Below are 18136 nucleotides of genomic sequence, written 5' to 3'. Positions count from 1 at the left end.
TATGTGCCCTAAAGTCCGAATTCCATGTCCGTTCGTCCGGAAATGGTGCGGCGCACAACGCCAGGTGAAACGCTGGTGATGCGCTTGAAGGCGCGAGCGAAAGAAGCTTCAGATTCATAGCCCAGTTGAGAAGCGACCTCGGCAACCGACATGTTTTGACCGAGTAACTCTCGTGCAAGCTGCATGCGCAGACGGGCGAGATAGCGTGCCGCGCCTTCCCCCAAAATGGCGCTGAAGCGTTCCGCGAAGATCGAGCGCGATTGACCTGCCACGCCAGCAAGGGTCTCAAGCGTCCAGTCATGGCCGGGATCTCGGTGCATGGCTGCCAGCGCACGACCGATATGAGGATCACGGATCGCGGCGAGCCAGCCGCTGGTCGAGGCTCCGCTGCAATTGACCCAGCAGCGTATAAGCCGCGCGACGAGTACGTCCGCCATGCGCGACAAAACCGTGGCGCTGCCTATCTGAGGCTGCGACGCCTCTGCCGTCATGGCGGCGAGGAGAGGGCCGACGATCGGATCATTGCCAGCAACATCACAGCCCCTGATGATCGGTGGCATCAGAGCGATCAAAGGGTTGAGGGCATTCGCACCCAAAGCCATGGAACCGCAAAACAGGGTGCTCGTTGCTCCTGTTCCTTGCTGCACCACTTCGCAGACATTGCCCCCCAACTTGGTGACGTGACAGCTCTTAAGCGAGTCCCCGACAACATCAGGCTTGCTGGCCAGTCGGTGTTCCACACCTTGTGGCAACAACACCAGATCGCCGTCTCGTAACTCCTGCCATCCCTGGGCTTCGGTATGGACCCAGCATGGCCCCTCACTGACGAAATGGAAGCGAAGCAGCTGTTGCTGCGGAAAGGCGATGCTCCATGGATGGCGTAGCTCACAACGGCCGTAGTTGACCCCACTGAGGCGAAAGTCCTGTAGAACTTCGCTTAGCGCGTCCGTGGGAATATGTGTCGGAGATTGGGATGAACGGTCAAGCATTGGGCCAATTTATATGCCAGGCGTCCGGCATGCAAGTAAGGCATCTGTGCCACGGCCGCCTTCGGCGTCATCATTGGCAATGGGCAGCTGACCCTTTCCTTTGTGGAAGTCAAATGTCTCGGCCTGACTGACGCCCGGACGTACCCGTTGCGCTTTGGCCGCATGGGCAGGCAGCGGGGATGGCCGATGGCACGAACCCCCCGTCAGAAGCCCTGCTCCCAACGGAACAAGAAGCCCGCCAGGGCTCCATTCGGAAGGCAATGTCCGCCGGTTCCGGGCTTGAGCACCCTCATCCTTTGGAAGAAGGCAAGGCAAAAGGCCGGAGCGTCGCCGCCCCGGCCTCCTATGTGCGTCCGAGCTCCCTCAGATGAGGTCGGACACCAGGGTACGCACTTGCGGCAAGGCGTCGCCCAGATAGGACTGCGGCCAGGGCATCACGAGCAGCCTGTCGAACAGGACCACCATGGCGACCCAGATGACGATCGAGATGACGAGGGTCCGGACCCAGGGCTGCTTTCCCTCGAAACGCATGTAGGCGATCATGAAGAGGAGCAGCGTCGGCAGCAGCCCGATCAGCAGCGTTCCGATATAGACCGAAAGCACCCAGGCCGCCATGCCGCCCATCCGCTTGTAGAGTGCCCCGTCGGACATCGCTTCCAGCGGATCGGCTTCGTGCGCCCGGCGCGGCTTGATGATGACTTCGCCCGCACGCTGCCTCATAAAGACGCCGACGCCCGCGCAGGCCACCACGATGAGGCCGACCGCCGAGACGGTCTGCGGCATCAGCTTGGCGGCGAACGCCCATTCGGTCGAGGTGACAAGCGCTGTGGCGAAGAGGATGGCGGCGAGCACCCACATGCCGGGCAGCATGATCCGGTCGACCGCCGAGACCGGGCCTGTCGGCTCCCTCGGCGCCGCCGGCTCGCTGACGGCGGCACCGACGGCGACGGGAACGGCTCCGCGGCGCTTCATGACGAACCTGAGGGCGCTGTAGATGAAGAAGACGACCGGGATCATCAGGATGAAGATCACGCCCGGGCGATAGAGCCAGTCGGATCCGTAGCGGCTGGTCGAGATGAACAGGTACTGCTCCACCAGATCGCCGAGCACGAGACCGAGAAGCACAGGGGCACGCGCCCAGCCGAAGCGTTTCATCGCCCAGCCGATCACCGAGAAGATCAACAGCACGATGATGTCGCCGATGTCGCGGGTCGCCGAATAGGCGCCGATGAAGACGATGGCGAGAACCGTCGGCACGAGGATCGCGGCCGGCACCAACGCCAGCTTGGCAAGCTGCGACACGAAGGCGAAGCAAATCAGCACGCCGACGATGTTGGCGATCATCAGGCTCCAGACGATGGTATAGGTGATGTCGAGCTGCTCGGTCAGCAGCTTCGGGCCCGGCTGGATGCCGTGCATCATGAAGGCGCCGAGCAGGATCGCCATGGTGGCGCTGGCCGGAATGCCGAAGGCGAGCGTCGGAATGAGGGCGCCGCCTTCGCGGGAATTGTTGGCCGCCTCGCAGGCAATGACGCCGCGCACGTCGCCCGTGCCGAAGGTCTTGGTGCCGTCCTTGACGGATTTCGCCGCCGAACCGTAGGCGATCCAGTCGATCGCCGGGCCGCCGAGGCCTGGGACGGAACCGAGGATGGCGCCCAGCCAGGAGCTCTGGAAGACAAGGCGGATATTCTGGATCGCGTCTTTGACGCCGCGGAACTGGTCGCGCAGGATGCTTTCGCTCTTGTGCATCGCGACGGCCTGGCGGGCCGCGCCGAGCTCGAGCAGTTCCGGGACGGCGAACAGACCGAGCACCAGCGCCTCGAGTGGCACGCCTTCCCACAGATAGAGCGAATCGAAGGTCCAGCGCAGTTCGCCGGTCTGCGCTTCATCGCCGACCGAGGCGATGACGACGCCGAAACAGGCCGCCACGAGGCCTTTCATCATATTGCCCTGGCTGACGGCCGCGACCAGCGTCAGGCCGAGAATGCAAAGCGCCAGCAGTTCCGGGGTGCCGAAGGCCATCATGAACGGCCTCAGGATCGGTATCGCCAGGCCCAGCAGGATCGCCCCGAAAATGCCGCCGATCAGCGAAGCGGTGTAGGAGGCGCCGAGCGCCCTTCCCGCTTCGCCGCGGCGCGCCATCGGATAGCCATCCATCACCGTCGCCGCCGAGCCGGCCGCTCCCGGCACGCCGATCAGGATCGACGGGATCGTATCGGCCGTCGGCGTTACCGCCCACATGCCGATCAGGAAGGCGAGTGCCGTATAGGGATCCATCGTGTAGGTGAACGGCAGAAGCAGGGCCATGCCCGCCAGACCGCCGATACCGGGAATGACCCCGATGAAAAGGCCGAGCACGCAACCCAGCATGATGATCATGAAGCGGATCGGGTCGAATATGACCGTGAACGCCATCATGGCCTGTTCGAAAAGATGCATAAGTCCTCCACCGCCTCGCAGTCCGCAAGGCTCATTCTACGGAAACACGGGCGCCTGCGCCCTGTTTCCCCCTCCGGGAGATAAACAAAAGCGGCGCACGACCGGTTCCCTCGTCGGCGCTTGTGTAGTACTGTATTCTTGTATGACAATGGTGGACCGACCGGACGGCCGTGGCAAATTCAAAAAGCGAAGAGTAATATCATGCCGATGAATTTGGCGAATATCGATCTGAAGCTTCTCGTCGTCTTCGATGCGATGATGGCGGAAGGCAGTGTGAGCCGCGCCGCCGCGCGTCTCGGCATGTCGCAGCCGGCGCTGTCGAATGCGCTCAACCGCCTGCGGCTGCTCCTCAACGACCGGCTTTTCCTGCGCACTGCCGAGGGCATGCGGCCGACGCCGCGCGCGATCGAAATTTCAGGTCCGATCCAGTCGGCGATGCGGCAGATCGAGGAGGCCCTGGAGCCGACCGCCTTCGAGCCCCACGATCCCGATTGGACCTTCAGCCTCGCCGTCTCCGACCATGCATCGGTGGTCCTGCTGCCGCTCTTGATCGAGCACATCGCCCGTGTCGCGCCCCGGGTCACGCTCAACATCCAGTCGCGGCCCAACGAGGAACTGCCGGCCCTGCTCGACAACGGCGAGATCGATCTGGCCGTCGGCGTCATCCCGAACCTGCCACGCCGCTTCAAGCACATGGCCGTCTTCGAGGACAAGTATCTCTGCATGATGCGGCAGGGCCATCCGCTCGCCGGCCGCCCGATTACGCTTGAGGAGTTTCTTGCCGCAGATCAGCTCTCGGTCAAACCCGGGATCAGCGATATCAGCCGCGTCGACCGGCTGCTTGCCGAGGCGGGCCTCAAGCGACGCGTCGCTACCACCGTCCATCAGTTTCTTGCCGCGCCCGCGATCGTTTCCCGTTCCGACCTTATCGTGCTGGTCTTCGAGAAGATGGTGCCCATCTTCGACCCGTCCCGTTTCTATTTCTGTTCCGTCCCCGTGCCGAACATGCAGGTCGCGGCCACCGCCGTCTGGGGCGACGTACATAGCGAGCTTCCCGCCCATAAATGGCTGCGCCGGCAGCTCGCTGCGGCGGCGCGGCAGCTTGCCGCAGAGTCGGGCGGCGACGTTAGGCCGCTCTCCGCCGCCGGCTGAAAGCGAAACCGGACATTGACTGTTGTCTCACGCACGAGTCTCGTTTATATGACTGTCATACAATATGACGTCATCTTGTGGAGGATATCGACGTGAGCGACAACACCGACAGCATCGCCGTGAGCCGCGACGGCACCAGGATTTCCTACCGGCTGGTGAGGGGTAACGGACAAGGGCGCGTCGTCCTGGTGCACTCGCTTGCGATGGACAAGACCTTCTGGCAGCCGACGGTGTCTGCCCTTGACGGTTTTGCCGATGCGCTGATCTTCGATTGCCGCGGCCATGGCGCCTCGGACAAGCCCGCCGCTCTTTATAGCGTCGAGCTCTTCGCCGATGACGTCGCCGATCTGATGGATCATGCCGGCTGGAGATCGGCCGTCGTCGCCGGCGCCTCGATGGGCGGCTGCGTCGCGCTCGCCTTCGCCGCCAACTACCCGGAGCGCGTCGAGGCGCTGGGCCTTTTCGACACCACCGCCTGGTACGGCGAAAACGCACCCAAGGCCTGGGCCGAGCGCGCCGACAAGGCGCTGGCGGAGGGTATGGCCGCGCTCGTCGGCTTCCAGAAGACGCGCTGGTTCAGCGACGGCTTTCGCGAGGCCAATCCGGATGTCGTCGAAAGGGCGATCGGCGTCTTCCTCGAGAACGAGCTGCCGGCCTATGCGGCGACCTGCGCCATGCTCGGCAATGCCGATCTGCGCGCCGCCCTTCCCAGGTTCGATTTCCCTTGCCGCGTCGCGGTCGGTACCGAGGACTACGCGACGCCGCCGGAGATGGCCCGCTATATGGCGGATAACATTCCCGGCGCCTCGCTCTTCATCCTGGAGGGCGTGCGGCATTTCACGCCGCTCGAGATCCCGTCGATCATCGCCGGGCACCTCAAGGAACTGGTCAAGGCTGGCGCTCCAGGGTCATAAGGCCTCGCGGGGCTGGCTTTGCCAACGTCTGGAAGCGCGCGTTCAGTCCTCCGCCTGCTTCGCTCCGCCAAAGGCGGAGCGGGAAACGGGGGTGGGCGGAAGTCCTTCTCCGTCGGCGCCGAGACCGCCTGCCGTCACCGGCAGCGTGCCTCGTATCGGCGCCCATAGCGATCGCGATAGATACAATACCCGTCGCGCTCCCGGGAGCGGCCTATCAAGTTGCCCATGACTCCACCGGCCACAGCGCCGATAGCCGCGCCGCCCCAGCTATCACTCACAACGCCTCCGATGATTGCGCCGGTTCCTGCACCGATTGCCGTTGCTCGCTCTGTCTGGGTGCAGGACGCAAGGGTACCAATCATTCCAACGGCAATGACAAGCTTTCTCATGCTTTCACCCCTTTGCTCGATATCAACCTGGACGTTTCACCACTTTGCATCCTTCGCGTGAGGTCCAGCATCTACGCAACGCGCACAATTGTCGATAGTGCCCGGTTCCTATAGGTGAAAGAGGTTGTCCCTACTGCATGTCCCCTTAAATCGACCTCGATACAGGGACAAAGACATGCAGCAATTCAAAGTGCTACAGCGACCTTCGCGCGCCTGATGAGGCGCGCGCGCTGTAGTGGTCGCGCCGCCGACGCCAGGGCGGGATGGACTGGACCGATGGCGCTGCAGCGCTCCTCAGTCTGACGCTACGCGCGAGGTAGCCTTTACACGGTCGTCCGGTATGACGTTCGGCTACCCGTCTTTGTTTGCCAGCCTGCCCCGCCTCAGCAACCGGGCGAGAAACGTCGCCGAAACCGCGACGAAGAAGACGCGCAGCACGTGGTGCGTGGCGACGAAGGCGACGTCGACGTGCAGCGACAGGGCCATGAGGCTGGTCTCGGTCAACCCGCCGGGAGAATAGGCGAGCAGCAGGCTGAGGATCGGGCTTCCGGTCAGATGCGAGACAAGCAGCGCGCAGCTGGTGCTCGCCGCGACGAGAAAGGCCGTCGATCCGACCGACAGGCGCAAGATATGCAGGATGCTTGATTTCTTCACCCCCGCGAAGCTGCAGCCCAGCGCGCTTCCGAGCACCAGCTGCGCAAAAGCGATGATCTCCCAGGGTGCATGAAACGCCGAGAGCCCCGTCAGGTGGACGGCGGCGCTCGCCAGCATCGGCCCCATCAGAAAGGGTGACGGCATCGACAGAAGCCGCCCGAGAACCGCGCCGCATAGGCCCGTGCCGAACAGCCACAGTTCGGCGCTGATCGGCGCCTCCAGGACAGACGCGCCGGAGCGGCTGATGCCGGCCAGCGTCTGGCCGCCGACAACGGTCAGGACGAAGGGGAGCGTCAGAACCACAAGCATGATGCGGCTCGAATGGACGAGCGCGATCGCCCTTGTATTCGCGCCATAGGCATCCCCGAGCGCCGTCATCTCGACGAGCCCGCCCGGCATTCCGGAAAAGAATGCGGTCCAGTGATCGAAGCCGCCGACGCGCCGGAAATAGACATAGCTACAACCGGCGGTCAGGACGACGAAGACCATCAATATGCCCAGTCCCGGCAGCCAGTCGATCATGCTGCCGGCCATCGCAGGCGTGAAGCCGGAGCCCAGCACGACGCCGACCAGCATCAGCATCGGCGGCCTGACGATGCCGGGCACGGCGACCGGCATGTTGAAGAGAGACGCGACGAGGCAGGCGACCAGCGAGCCGAGCATCCAAGGCAGCGGCAGGTGGAAATAGAAGAAGATGCATCCGCCGATAAAGCCGATCGCCAGGGCCAGCAGGAGCTTGCGATAGGGGAACTTGCTTGGCGCGAACCGACCCAAGTATCGTCGCATGGACTTCTCTCCAGTCTCCTCTCGTCGCGAAGGCCCGCCATGCTGAAGCGGGGTGGCGCATTCAGCAATCATAGCCGTGGCATTGCAAGTTCCGAACGGGAGATCCGGTGCGACCGATGTATCGGTCCCGCGGTCGACGCCGCGCCTATCCTGGACGCCCGACATCGTCAGGCCTTGCCGCGACTGCCGGCCGGCAGATCGAAGAGGCCGGCCTCCAGCCCTTCCATGAACGTCCGCACCTCGCCGCTCGGCAAGACGTCGGCATACTTCGAGTTCATGTCGAAGAGGCTCATCGCATGGCTTGCCTGGCAGCGCTCGAAGCAGCCGTCCTCGACCACCGTAACGCGCAGGTTATGGCTGAAGGCATCGACGACCGTCGCCCGGACGCAACCGCTCGTCGCCGTGCCCATGACGATCAGGCTGTCGCATTTGAAGAGGAAGAGATAATCGAGGAGGTTGGTGCCGTGGAAGGCGCTGGGCTTCTGCTTGTGGATTACGACATCCTGGGGTGCCGGCGCGATCTGCGGCATGATCGTATTGCCGTCGAGTTCCACCGCTTTGGGACGCTCCCGGCTGCGGCTGTTCTTCCACAGCCAGGACCCACGGTCCCATTTGTCCTCCCGCTCGGCCCCGGTCGTGTAGATGAGCGGCAGCCCCTTCGAGCGGGCAAGGCCGATGAGGCCGGACAGGGTCGGAAGCGCGTCCCATGCCTCTTCGCCGCCGGATTGGCGCCAGCGCAGGATCGAGTCCTGCACCGGCTCCCGCCGGTCGCCGCAAAAGGCGTAGTTGACGTCGACGACGAGAACAGCCGGCCTTGTACCGAAGCCCTGCCGGGCGCCGTAACCGGCAATACCGACGACCTCCCGGTCACGTTCCGTCAGGAACCGGTCCCAGACGCGGGCGCCTTGGTTTTCCGCTTTCGATCCCTCACGCATGGTCGCCGGCAATCTCGCTCTGCCACGGCGCGACCTTGCGTTCGAGCCAGGCGACCAGACGATCGAGCACCACGGCCAGGATCATCACGCAGATGATCGGCACGAACATCTCGGCGGTCCGGAAGCTGTTCGCCGCGTTGATGATGATGCCGCCGAGGCCGGAAATCGCCGTCAGGAACTCCGCAATGATCATGGCGATGACCGCCTTGCCGATCGCGAGCCTCAGGCCGGCCATGATGTAGGGCAGTGTCGCCGGCAAGACGATCTGGCGCATGATCCGGCTTTGCGGCGCGCAGAAGGCCGTCCCGACTTCGACCAGCGTTCTCGGCACGGCCTTCACGCCAACCCAGGTATTGATGCAGATCGGGAAGAAGGCGAGCAGGAAAATGATCACCATCTTCACCGCGAAACCGAGGCCGAACCAGACCATCAGCAGCGGCACGAGTGCAATGAGAGGCGTTGCGTAGCCGGCCATGACATAGATGCCGAGGGCCGCTTCAGCCACCCGGTAGCGTCCGAGCAGAAGGCCCGCCGGGACGCCGATCGCTGCAGCCAGCAGGTAACCGGCAAAGAACGGCTGGATGCTCTGCCAGAATGCCCTTGCCAGCGTGCCGCTCTCCATCATCACGAGGAACGAGGAAAAGATCTGCGACGGATAGGATCCGAACAGCGGATCGATGAAGGGCGCTGCCGCCTGCCAGACACCGACCAGAATGAGCAGCGAAATCGTCGTGATTGCCCAATCGGGCATTGACCAGGCCTTTTCCGCTGCCACGGATGCCTGCTCCTTCCCTGTCTTCGCGCGGGCTGTTGTTTCTGTGATGCTCATGGATTCCTCCTAGGCGGCCAGCTCATGGGGTTTCGCCGGCTCGTGCAATGCCTCCCAGATCATGGTGCGCTTCCTGGTGAACTCGCTTGCGGAGCGTATGCGGCGCATGTCGCTGCGCGGCCGCTCGAGTTCGACGGGGATGATCTCGCGCAGGTGCCCGCCGACCATGACGACGACCCGGTCCGCTAGCAGGACGGCTTCGTCCAGATCGTGGGTGACGAAGATGATCGTCTTTTCGGTGCGCTGATGGATGTCGAGTAATTCCATCTGCAACGTCTCGCGCGTCTGCGAGTCGAGCGCCCCGAAAGGCTCGTCCATCAGCAGCACTTCCGGATCGATCGCTAAGGCCCGGGCAATGCCGACGCGCTGTTTCATGCCGCCGGAAAGCTGGTGCGGACGGTGATCCTTGGCGTGGCCGAGGCCGACGAGGTTGATGAAACGCTCGGCGCGCTCGTCAATCTCCTTCTGGGCAAGGTTCTTCATCTCCAAGCCGAACTTGATGTTCTCCACAGCACTGCGCCATGGCAGGAGCTCGGCATGCTGAAACACCATGCCGCGGTCAAATCCGCAGCCGTTGATCTGGCGACCCGCCACCGTGACGGAGCCGGAACTGGCGCTTTCGAGGCCCATGATGATGCGCAGCGCCGTGGTCTTGCCGCAGCCGCTCGGCCCGGCAAGTGCGACGATCTCGCCCTTGTTCACGCTGAAAGAGAGATTGTCCAGCGCCCTTGCATGGCGCTGGACACCCTTGACCTTCAACGGGAATGTCTTCGAGACGTTCAGAAGTTCGACATGTCCCATGATGGCTCCGATTTGCTTCAATTGGTGGCGGCCAGCTTCAGGGCTTCCTGACGCGGGCCTTCGTCGATGAAGTTCTTGATGTCGTAGGATTCCTTGATGCGGCCGTTGCGATGCATCATGTCGACATTCCACTGCAGCTTGTCGGCCATGATCGGCAGGTCCGGCTTGACCGCGTCGTATTTGACGACCTCCTCGAAGATGAACTCCGGCGACTTGTCGTCCGGCGGCAGCTTGGCGACCTCACGGGCGTAGTCGGCCGTCTCCTTCGGGTTCTCGACCGCGTATTTGTGACCCACCATCTGCGCGGCGAGGAACCGCACCAGCTGGTCGTGCTTTTCGGCAATGACCTTGTCCGAGGTGACGACGCAGATGCGCAGCAGGTTCGGCGTCGCCTCCGGGGCGCGGGCGATGACGTTGACGCCGCGTTCGGCGGCCTCCGGCTCGAACTCGCTGGAGGTTGCGGTGGCGTCCACCACGCCGGCCACGACGGCGCGGAACCGGTCGCCGCCGCCGCCGGCATTGGCGAAGGTCACCTCCGACGGGTCGAGCCCGCCCCAGCGCAGCGCTTCGCGGGCGAAGAGATCCGGCGCGCCGCCGGGACCGGAAATGCCGACGCTGCGGCCTTTGAGATCCTTGATCGTCTTGATGTCGCCCTTGGCATAGAGATCGTAGGTCATGCCCGGCCAGTTGCAGCCGAGGAACTTCAGGCTTGCTCCCTCCGCCATCGCGGCGATCGCGGTGAGCGGCGTCGTCGCATAGCTGTCGATCTCGCCGGCCAGCAGCGCCTTCACCGGCACGGTGCTGCTGGCGAATTCCACCGTCTCGAGATCGAGGTTGAACTTCTCGGCGAATTTCGACGGCATGAACTGGATGCCGGCATCGCCCTTTGCTTCGACGACGCCATGGCGCCAGGCATCGGCAGCGTCTGCGGTGCCGATGCCGGCGAGAACCACCACGCCGGCGGCAAGCGATCTAAGGATATGCTTCATGTGTTCTCCTCCCTGAATGGTGGGGCATCCTGCCCCCGATGGTCAGCCTGCGACTGCTTGGACGCGCTCCTCGTCGGCGCCCGATGCCGCGTCGTCCGGAAACGCCTCCTTCAGTCGCGGATAGACGTCGCGAGCAAAGGTGCGGATGCCATGAACCGTGTCTTCGTGGTCCAGGAAGCCCGCCTGCCCCATCAGCAGCATGTGGCCGAAGCCGCCGACCTTGCCGTAGAAGTGCTTGACCTGCTCGAAGACCTGGTCGGGCGTGCCGGCGAACATGATGCCGGCCTCGATCGCCTTCTCGACGTTCAGATCCTTGATCGACGCGGCAAGCTGGGGCATGGCGCCGCGCAAGAAGCGGACGTTCACGTCGACGGGCACGTAGCCGGGCGGGTTCTTGTAGTGGACCGGCACCTTGTTGGCCTTGAGGTACCAGAGCAGCTGCTCGGCGCCGGCCCGGGCGCGGGCCGGATCCGGGCTCGTATAGAGGAGCGGCGCATAGGCGAGCCGGTTGACGGGCGTGACCGCGCCGCGGCCGGCCTCGCGCCAACCCTGGCGATAGGATTCGTAGACCCTCGGCGTGCCGCCGAAACCGGTCAGGAAGGTCGCCTGGACGAAGCCGCGCGACCCGACGCGCGCCGCGCCGCCCGGGCTCGTGGCGCTGACCCAGACCGGCGGATGCGGGTCCTGGTAGGGACGCGGCCAGATGTTGACATTGCGGTGGTGGAAGAACTGCCCTTCATGGCTGAACGGTCCGTCGCGGGTCGTCCAGGCCTTGAGGATGAGGTCGAGCGCCTCCCAGTGCCGTTCGTTGGTGCGCACCGGATTGCTGTTGGCCGCCGCCAGCTCGTAAGGAACACCGCGGACGAAGCCGACTTCGAGGCGCCCGTGCGACAGGATGTCGGCGAGCGCCATTTCTTCGGCAACGCGAACGGGATCGCGGCGGTTCGAGATCGGATTGCCGAGAAGCAGCAGCCGCGCCTTGGAGGTGAGCCGCGCCAGGGCGGCAAGCACCAGGGGTGCTGCCGGGTCGACGCAGGTGGGGGTCTGGTGATGCTCGTTGAGCATGATGTCCAGGCCCTCTTCCTCGGCGACGAGCCATTCGTCGATATAGCGATCGTAGAGGGCCGCACCCTTCTTCGGGTCGTAGAGGCTGTTGGGCAGGGTAACCCGGATCGAGTCGTATTCGGTTTCCGGCGGCAGATCCGGATAGGCGTTTTCGCTGAAGAACCAGGCTCTCATCCGGCGTTCCTCCAAAGGGTCTTGGTTGTCTGGGGGTCGGCCAGGAAGGCCTCGACACGCGCCGCAAGGGCCTCCGGCCGCTCTTCGGCGATGTTGTGGCCCGCCGCCTCGATCGTCTCGACCGAGGCGTTCGGGATGAGCCGGGCGTAGGCGTTCGCATAGTCGGCCGAGACGAAGCCGTCGGAGCCGCCGCGCAGGATCAGCGTCGGCGCGGTCACCCGCTGGAGACGATGGCGGAGCTTGGGATTGTGCATGTAGGGCTCCCAGGTGAGCAGCGTCAGCGTCTCGCGATTGCGCACGATGATGGTGAGCCTGTCGTCCGAATGGGCCGAAGCATCGAACCGGAATTTCGCCGCATCGTGATAGAAGAGGCCGGTGACCTGCTCCTGCGACAGGGCGAAGATGTCCGGCACGTCGAGGCGGTCGACCGGGCCGACCTTGATGCCGACCGGCGCCGCGAGCACGATCCGGCCGAAACGTTCCGGCGACATGGTGCCCATTTCCGCGGCGATCCAGCCGCCGATCGAGCAGCCGACGACATCGACCTCGTCGAGGCCGAGATAGTCGAGCAGGGCAAGATGCACGTGGGCGATGTCGCTGACGCAATCCAGCCAATCGGGAAGCGAAGATTTTCCGAAGCCCGGATGGGAAGGAACGATCACCCGGCGCGTCCTGGCGAGTTCCGCCACAAAGGCATCATCCGGAAAGAAGCCCTGGCCGCCATGGAGATAGAGGATCGGAGCGCCCTCCCCCGTTTCGTGCCATTCCAGCTCCACATCTCCTGTGTGAAGAAAATGATGTTTCACGACCAAACATCCTCCCTGCATGTCGTTTGAAGCGAGGCAACTTTGCCAAAACGCAATTCCCCAGGGCAGATGCAAATTAGAGTCCGGTGATAAACACCGGTTATCGCGGCACTCCCGGACGAGTACCTGGCCATCTCCCAGAAGGCATTGAAAGCATTGGCAGATCGAAGGATCTCCGAGCCTCGATCGAGCGTCATCGCAACAGGTTTCAGGGAATGGTTTTTTGTCATACGTTATGTTAAGCATACAATGTGACGGGAGGAAATCGAAAAATGAACGCACATACCCAAGAGCAGAGCGGGCGCTATGCGGTCGAGGCGACCGCACTGGACTATGTCGCAAGGGATGGAACGCCGCTGTCGGGAACGTTCTACCGGCCCCGGGCAAAGAGCGAACTTCCGACCCTCGTCGCCGTTCATGGTGGCGGCTGGCGCCTCGCCCCGAAGGGCAACTACCAGCATATCGGCCCTTACCTCGCGGCGCAGGGATATGCGGTTTTTGCCCCGACCTACCGGCTGGCGAAAGGTGAGTTGCCCTCCTATCCGGCGGCCGTTCACGACGTTCGCGCCGCCGTTCAGTTCGTTCGCGCCGAGGCAGAAAATCTCGGCCTCGACGCCAACCGCCTCGCCCTTCTCGGGGATTCGTCGGGAGCGCATCTGGCCGCGCTTGTGGCGCTTGCCGGCGACCTGCCGCTTTTCAAGGACGGTTCCCCGAACGGCGGGCTTGACCGCTGGAGCGCCGGCGTCAAAGCGTGCATCCCGGTCTACGGCATCTTCGACCTTGCCGCCCAATGGCAGCACGACCAGGCCGTGCGCTTCGACGACCACATCGTCGAACGGTTCCTGGGGGAACGCCTCGTCGACGACCGGCGCCCCTATTTCGACGCCTCGCCGCTCTCGCATGTCTCGGCGACGCGCAAGGAAACCGCGTTCCTCGTCGCCTGGGGTATCAACGACGACGTGGTCGACCCGGCAAGCCAGAGCGAGGCCTTCGTGCTTGCCCTCAAACAGGCCGGCATTTTCGTGCGCAGTCTGCCGGTCCCGTCCGCTCCGCATTACTGGATTTCCGACCCGCTCGACGAGGCCGGCAGCTTTTCCGGCTTTTTCGCACCGCGGCTGCTGCGATTTCTCGAAGCGAAGCTCTAATGCATGTCGCCCAAAAGTGTGCAGCGGTTTTGGGGTGACGACATGCACAAAAACGCTCGGACAACCCCACGGAGGACGGCGCGTTGATGATCCAGCTCCGCCACATCAAGGCCTTTCTCGCGGTCGCCGACACCGGCAGCATCCGCACCGCGGCGCTGCGACTCAACGTCTCGCAGCCGGCGCTCTCGAAGACCATTCAGGAGCTTGAGGAAATCCTCAGCGCGCCGCTCTATACCCGCTCGGCCCATGGCAGCATGCCGACCGAGTTCGGCCGTGCCTTCCTGCATCGGGCCCGCATCATTGATACGGAATTCTCCCGCGCCCAGGAGGAAATCAGCCAGATGGTGGGGGCGAAGGGTGGCAAGGTTGCCGTCGGCCTCTCGGCGATCGCCTCGATGCTGATGGCGTCGCAGGCGCTGGAACGCTTCTGGAAGAAGAACCCCAATGTCAATGTGCGGATATCGGACGGACTGCTCGACCGGCTGGTCGGCGGTGTCCGGCAGGGCGAGTTCGATTTCGCGGTGGGCGGCGTGCCGCCTTCGTCGCTCGGTCACGACCTGACGATCGAGCCGCTTTTCGAGAACCGTATCGTTCCAGTCGTGCGGGTTGGACATCCGCTTGCGGACGCAAGGTCGCTCAAGGATCTCGCCAGGGCGAACTGGCTTTACACCAATGACCAACCGGCCTTCATGGCGCTGATGAACCAGCATTTCGTCGATCACGGCGTGCCGCCGCCGCGGGTTCTGCTGACCTGCGAATCCTTCTCGGCGGTGCTCGATATTCTGCCCTCGACCGATCTCGTCGCCGCCCTGCCGAGAAGCTGTCTCACCCATCCGCTGGTCCGCGCCCGGATGGTCGGCCTGGCGCTCGACGGAGGCGGCTCGCACACCATGGTCGGCCTCGTCACCCGCGCCGGGGTGCCGCTGACCCCGCTCGCCGCGAGCCTCGCCAAGGCCTTCCGCCAGATCGGCATGCGCTACAACAATCTCGCGCGCTAAGGTCCCGGCCGGCGATAACGAGGGGTTATGACGCCCGGTTCATCGTCGTCTGCACAGCCCTCGCCACCGCGCCTAGACTTGATTTCAGTCAAGCAGAGGAGGACTTGCGATGTTTGGAGAGCCGACCGAAAAGAATTCCGTTGCCCCGCTGATCGTTGGCCTGGGCGGCACGACGCGCGATGGATCATCGACCGAGCTCGCACTGCGCTATGCCCTGAACGAGGCGGAGCAGGCCGGCGCCCGCACCATGCTTTTCAACGGCCAGGCGCTGATGATGCCGATGTATGCGCCGGAGGTGCCGCACCGCACCGCCGAAGCGCAGGCATTCATCGCGGCGCTGCGGGCCGCCGACGGCATCATCATCGCCTCGCCCGCCTATCACGGCAGCATCTCCGGCCTCGTCAAGAACGCGCTCGACTACACGGAAGACATGCGCAACGACGCCGCAGCCTATCTCGACGGACGCGCCGTCGGCTGCATTACCTGCGCCTATGGTCCGCAGGCGGCCGGAACGACGCTGGTCGCGCTGCGCTCGATCGTCCATGCGCTGCGCGGCTGGCCGACCCCGCTCGGCGTCGGCATCAACAGCGCGACCTGCCGTTTCTCGCCGGAAGGCGAGCCGAGCGAAACGGCCATTGCCGATCAGTTGAAGATCATGGCGACGCAAGTCGCCAAAGGCGCCTTTGCCATGCGGGCCGGGCTCGCCGCAGCCCGGAAGCCTGACCGCCTGATCGCGGTCGCATGAGGGCTTCAGAGGGCCGCGCCGTCTCCGCCGCGAAGCTCCAGGAACGCTCCCTCCGCAAAAGCCGATTTCGGCGCCGAGCGGGCCGTGATAAAGCTCCGCCAGCGCCGAAACGACGCACGGCGCTGGCGGGGGCCCTTATGACGAGCATGACCGAGACCCTTACGATCTTCGAACCTCATCCGGGCGTGTTTGCCTATTACGACGGCCGCGTCGAGGGGCGGAGGCTTTATAGTACGGAGCCGAATTGGCTCGATGACGGCGCCTATGAATTGGGCATCGCCTCCTATGCCATCGTCGATGCGGGCGAAGCGCTCGTCTATGATACGCATGTTTCGCTTGCCCATGGGCAGGCCGTCCGGCGCCATGTCGAGGGGCTTGGCGCAAAGTCTATTCGGGTCGTCCTCAGCCATTGGCATGACGACCATATCGCCGGCAATGCCGTCTTTGCCGACTGCGAAATCATCGCGCTGAAGCTGACCGCCGACGCGCTTGAGGCGCATCGCGAGCAACTCGCCGCGGGCACGCCGCCGATCAGCCCGCTCGTCATGCCCAACCGGCTCTTTGAAAGGCGGTTGGATCTTCAGGTCGGCAACCGCCGCGTCGAACTTCATCATTTCGACATCCACAGCGCCGACGGCAATGTCCTGTGGCTGCCGGACGACAGAATTCTATTGGCCGGCGATACGCTTGAAGACACCATCACCTATGTCTCCGAAGCGCAAAACACGGCGACGCACATTCGCGAACTGGCGCGCCTGGCGACCTGGCCGATCGACCGCATCCTGCCGAACCACGGCGCTCCGGATCGGATCGCGGCGGGCGGCTATGACACACGCTTCATCGACGCCAACCGGCGCTACCTCGAGCGGTTGATGGATGCCGTGCAGCAGGGAGGCCAAACCGCCGCGGTCGCACCGCTGACGGACTTCATCGCACCGGAGCTGGCGAGAGGCGCCGTTTCCTATTTCGAGCCCTATGAAGCGGTACACCGCAAGAACATCGCCGCCCTATCGGCAATATGAGCTTCTCCACCGCGCCGATCGCGGGCCTGCGACGATCTCGATCGGTGACCGGCTGTCTGATGCGACCCTGATCGGCGGCGGTCACGCGCGGCTTGACGCAAACCCACCGGGGACATGCTGAGGCGCGTGAGGACGAGGAGACCCGCCGCCACTGGGACCTCATCCGGACGCCGGACGGCATCGCATGGTCAGGCTGCACGCCGACGCTGCCGATCGACCTGAAACCTCTTACTTCTGCCGCGGTTGCGAGAGCTCTCTCCCGGCAGAGACCTGCTTTCCGGCTCGTTTGAGCGTCACCGCCTCGACCACGGTTCGCGCTGCGTTGCGCACCTCCTCCTGCACCGCCTCGTCGGCATCCAGCTCCGCGTGGCTCTGCGCGTAGGGTTTCCAATAGCCGATATAGCGGTCCAGTTCCGCCAAGGGGCCGGCCGGTTCGAGATGCATGTAGCGGAGCCAGTCCGAAAGGCTGCGCCGAACGTTCTCGACCCCCTCCACGTCACCATGCACGACGATGGAAAAGACCCGCCCGGCAAGATGGCGGGGATAGTTCCAGCCCTCGAGCTCGAGCGCCTTGGCGAGCCTCGCATCCTTGCCCTCGGTCGAGGTCGGGTCGGGGTTGCCGCCATCGGCGCAAACCAGGCGGTCCATCATCAGCTTGATCGGCGAGGAGACCTGGTACCAGTTGACCGGCGTGACGATCATGATGCCATGCGCCTCGACCCACATCGGATAGATCTCGTTCATCCAGTCGTCGACCTGGCCGAGCGAATAGTTGGGATAGCAGGAGCACGGCCAATGGCACAGCGCCGGCGACGTGGAAAAGCAGGCCTTACACGGATGGATCATCCGCCCGTATTCGGAAGCGAGGCGATGCAATTCGAGAACGGTCGTTTTCACCCCGGTCGTTTGGTCCATCGTTTCCTGCGCGATCCGCGTCAGCCGATAGGATTTCGACATCTCGCCGGGACAGGTGTGCTCGCTGCGCGACGACCCGCTGATCAGGAGAATGCGCGCCGGGCCGTCCGGGTCGACGTGGCGCTGTTGCGCCGCATGGATGGCATCGCGCGCCGCGAGCCAATCGACGGACAGCTCGTAGTCGGGATCCTTGAACGCGGCTCCGGCCTTGCGGGTGTGGGGTGCCTTTCGCTGGTGCTCATAGGCGTCCCATGCCGCCGCAGCGATCTTGTCCAGTTCCGATCGAAGGCCGTCGAAGGCCCGGTCCGGAAACCGGCTGAGGAAGCGGCGGCGAAACTCGCTTTGCGTCAGCCTGGGACTCGGCGTTCCCGTCCGCGGCTCGAGCATTT

17 protein-coding genes are annotated in these 18136 nt (G+C 64.1%); 6 read left to right on the top strand and 11 right to left on the bottom strand.

Annotated features, from left to right (window positions below; all coding sequences use genetic code 11):
* Window positions 1-8 precede the first annotated feature (8 nt).
* Both NGR_RS00950 and NGR_RS00945 read right to left on the bottom strand, forming a co-directional pair.
* Window positions 9-989 carry an AraC family transcriptional regulator gene (locus NGR_RS00950; protein ID WP_012706261.1) on the bottom strand — a complete coding sequence of 327 codons (981 nt, stop codon included), beginning with the start codon at window positions 987-989 and terminating at the stop codon, window positions 9-11.
* Between the two features lie 363 nt (window positions 990-1352).
* On the bottom strand, window positions 1353-3428 hold the full coding sequence (locus NGR_RS00945) for a tripartite tricarboxylate transporter permease (protein WP_012706260.1): 2076 nt from the start codon (window positions 3426-3428) through the stop codon (window positions 1353-1355).
* A gap of 201 nt (window positions 3429-3629) precedes the next feature.
* Here NGR_RS00945 and NGR_RS00940 point away from each other — a divergent pair, with 201 nt between their 5' ends.
* Together NGR_RS00940 and NGR_RS00935 are read left to right on the top strand one after the other, a co-directional pair.
* A complete protein-coding gene (locus NGR_RS00940; protein WP_012706259.1) occupies window positions 3630-4580 on the top strand; it encodes a LysR family transcriptional regulator in 951 nt (316 codons plus the stop codon).
* Window positions 4581-4672: 92 nt separating this feature from the next.
* Window positions 4673-5494: an alpha/beta fold hydrolase gene (locus tag NGR_RS00935; RefSeq protein ID WP_012706258.1), complete on the top strand. Its 822-nt coding sequence runs from the start codon at window positions 4673-4675 to the stop codon at window positions 5492-5494.
* Window positions 5495-5628: 134 nt separating this feature from the next.
* Here NGR_RS00935 and NGR_RS00930 read toward each other — a convergent pair whose 3' ends face one another.
* The 8 genes from NGR_RS00930 to NGR_RS00895 all read right to left on the bottom strand — a co-directional run bounded on the left by NGR_RS00930 (window position 5629) and on the right by NGR_RS00895 (window position 12922).
* Window positions 5629-5883 carry a YMGG-like glycine zipper-containing protein gene (locus NGR_RS00930; RefSeq protein WP_012706257.1) on the bottom strand — a complete coding sequence of 85 codons (255 nt, stop codon included), beginning with the start codon at window positions 5881-5883 and terminating at the stop codon, window positions 5629-5631.
* Between the two features lie 351 nt (window positions 5884-6234).
* Window positions 6235-7323, bottom strand: a complete 1089-nt coding sequence (locus NGR_RS00925) for an AbrB family transcriptional regulator (protein ID WP_012706256.1) — start codon at window positions 7321-7323, stop codon at window positions 6235-6237.
* A gap of 167 nt (window positions 7324-7490) precedes the next feature.
* Window positions 7491-8258 (bottom strand): isochorismatase family protein, encoded by a 768-nt coding sequence (locus NGR_RS00920; protein WP_012706255.1) that lies wholly within the window; start codon window positions 8256-8258, stop codon window positions 7491-7493.
* Window positions 8251-9087: an ABC transporter permease gene (locus tag NGR_RS00915; protein WP_012706254.1), complete on the bottom strand. Its 837-nt coding sequence runs from the start codon at window positions 9085-9087 to the stop codon at window positions 8251-8253. The genes NGR_RS00920 and NGR_RS00915 overlap by 8 nt, the downstream gene beginning before the upstream one ends.
* Window positions 9088-9096: 9 nt before the next feature.
* Window positions 9097-9888, bottom strand: a complete 792-nt coding sequence (locus NGR_RS00910) for an ABC transporter ATP-binding protein (RefSeq protein ID WP_012706253.1) — start codon at window positions 9886-9888, stop codon at window positions 9097-9099.
* 17 nt (window positions 9889-9905) lie between these two features.
* Entirely contained in the window at window positions 9906-10877 is a 972-nt protein-coding gene (locus NGR_RS00905; protein ID WP_012706252.1) for an ABC transporter substrate-binding protein, read from the bottom strand.
* 42 nt (window positions 10878-10919) lie between these two features.
* Window positions 10920-12116: an LLM class flavin-dependent oxidoreductase gene (locus tag NGR_RS00900; protein ID WP_012706251.1), complete on the bottom strand. Its 1197-nt coding sequence runs from the start codon at window positions 12114-12116 to the stop codon at window positions 10920-10922.
* On the bottom strand, window positions 12113-12922 hold the full coding sequence (locus NGR_RS00895) for an alpha/beta fold hydrolase (protein WP_012706250.1): 810 nt from the start codon (window positions 12920-12922) through the stop codon (window positions 12113-12115). Before NGR_RS00895 ends, NGR_RS00900 begins: the two co-directional genes overlap by 4 nt.
* 272 nt (window positions 12923-13194) lie before the next feature.
* Between NGR_RS00895 and NGR_RS00890 the strand changes: the two genes are divergently transcribed.
* The 4 genes from NGR_RS00890 to NGR_RS00875 all read left to right on the top strand — a co-directional run bounded on the left by NGR_RS00890 (window position 13195) and on the right by NGR_RS00875 (window position 16832).
* Window positions 13195-14067, top strand: a complete 873-nt coding sequence (locus NGR_RS00890) for an alpha/beta hydrolase (protein ID WP_012706249.1) — start codon at window positions 13195-13197, stop codon at window positions 14065-14067.
* A gap of 86 nt (window positions 14068-14153) precedes the next feature.
* Entirely contained in the window at window positions 14154-15065 is a 912-nt protein-coding gene (locus NGR_RS00885) for a LysR substrate-binding domain-containing protein (RefSeq protein WP_012706248.1), read from the top strand.
* 109 nt (window positions 15066-15174) lie between these two features.
* A complete protein-coding gene (locus NGR_RS00880; RefSeq protein WP_012706247.1) occupies window positions 15175-15810 on the top strand; it encodes an NADPH-dependent FMN reductase in 636 nt (211 codons plus the stop codon).
* 137 nt (window positions 15811-15947) lie between these two features.
* Window positions 15948-16832: an MBL fold metallo-hydrolase gene (locus NGR_RS00875; protein ID WP_012706246.1), complete on the top strand. Its 885-nt coding sequence runs from the start codon at window positions 15948-15950 to the stop codon at window positions 16830-16832.
* Between the two features lie 228 nt (window positions 16833-17060).
* Here NGR_RS00875 and NGR_RS00870 read toward each other — a convergent pair whose 3' ends face one another.
* Window positions 17061-18134, bottom strand: coding sequence for a flavodoxin family protein (locus tag NGR_RS00870; RefSeq protein WP_240545152.1), 1074 nt, complete (start codon window positions 18132-18134; stop codon window positions 17061-17063).
* Window positions 18135-18136 lie beyond the last annotated feature (2 nt).

It is taken from the genome of Sinorhizobium fredii NGR234 (assembly GCF_000018545.1).
Taxonomy (GTDB): Bacteria; Pseudomonadota; Alphaproteobacteria; order Rhizobiales; family Rhizobiaceae; genus Sinorhizobium; species Sinorhizobium fredii_A.
This window is presented reverse-complemented; position numbering and strand designations above follow the sequence as displayed.

What these genes read in the sequence shown, in the direction of transcription:
- NGR_RS00950 (WP_012706261.1), bottom strand. Translation starts at nt 989, where the DNA reads ATGCTTGACCGTTCATCCCAATCTCCGACACATATTCCCACGGACGCG.
- NGR_RS00945 (WP_012706260.1), bottom strand. Translation starts at nt 3,428, where the DNA reads ATGCATCTTTTCGAACAGGCCATGATGGCGTTCACGGTCATATTCGAC.
- NGR_RS00940 (WP_012706259.1), top strand. Translation starts at nt 3,630, where the DNA reads ATGCCGATGAATTTGGCGAATATCGATCTGAAGCTTCTCGTCGTCTTC.
- NGR_RS00930 (WP_012706257.1), bottom strand. Translation starts at nt 5,883, where the DNA reads ATGAGAAAGCTTGTCATTGCCGTTGGAATGATTGGTACCCTTGCGTCC.
- NGR_RS00925 (WP_012706256.1), bottom strand. Translation starts at nt 7,323, where the DNA reads ATGCGACGATACTTGGGTCGGTTCGCGCCAAGCAAGTTCCCCTATCGC.
- NGR_RS00920 (WP_012706255.1), bottom strand. Translation starts at nt 8,258, where the DNA reads ATGCGTGAGGGATCGAAAGCGGAAAACCAAGGCGCCCGCGTCTGGGAC.
- NGR_RS00915 (WP_012706254.1), bottom strand. Translation starts at nt 9,087, where the DNA reads ATGAGCATCACAGAAACAACAGCCCGCGCGAAGACAGGGAAGGAGCAG.
- NGR_RS00910 (WP_012706253.1), bottom strand. Translation starts at nt 9,888, where the DNA reads ATGGGACATGTCGAACTTCTGAACGTCTCGAAGACATTCCCGTTGAAG.
- NGR_RS00905 (WP_012706252.1), bottom strand. Translation starts at nt 10,877, where the DNA reads ATGAAGCATATCCTTAGATCGCTTGCCGCCGGCGTGGTGGTTCTCGCC.
- NGR_RS00900 (WP_012706251.1), bottom strand. Translation starts at nt 12,116, where the DNA reads ATGAGAGCCTGGTTCTTCAGCGAAAACGCCTATCCGGATCTGCCGCCG.
- NGR_RS00890 (WP_012706249.1), top strand. Translation starts at nt 13,195, where the DNA reads ATGAACGCACATACCCAAGAGCAGAGCGGGCGCTATGCGGTCGAGGCG.
- NGR_RS00885 (WP_012706248.1), top strand. Translation starts at nt 14,154, where the DNA reads ATGATCCAGCTCCGCCACATCAAGGCCTTTCTCGCGGTCGCCGACACC.
- NGR_RS00880 (WP_012706247.1), top strand. Translation starts at nt 15,175, where the DNA reads ATGTTTGGAGAGCCGACCGAAAAGAATTCCGTTGCCCCGCTGATCGTT.
- NGR_RS00875 (WP_012706246.1), top strand. Translation starts at nt 15,948, where the DNA reads ATGACGAGCATGACCGAGACCCTTACGATCTTCGAACCTCATCCGGGC.
- NGR_RS00870 (WP_240545152.1), bottom strand. Translation starts at nt 18,134, where the DNA reads ATGCTCGAGCCGCGGACGGGAACGCCGAGTCCCAGGCTGACGCAAAGC.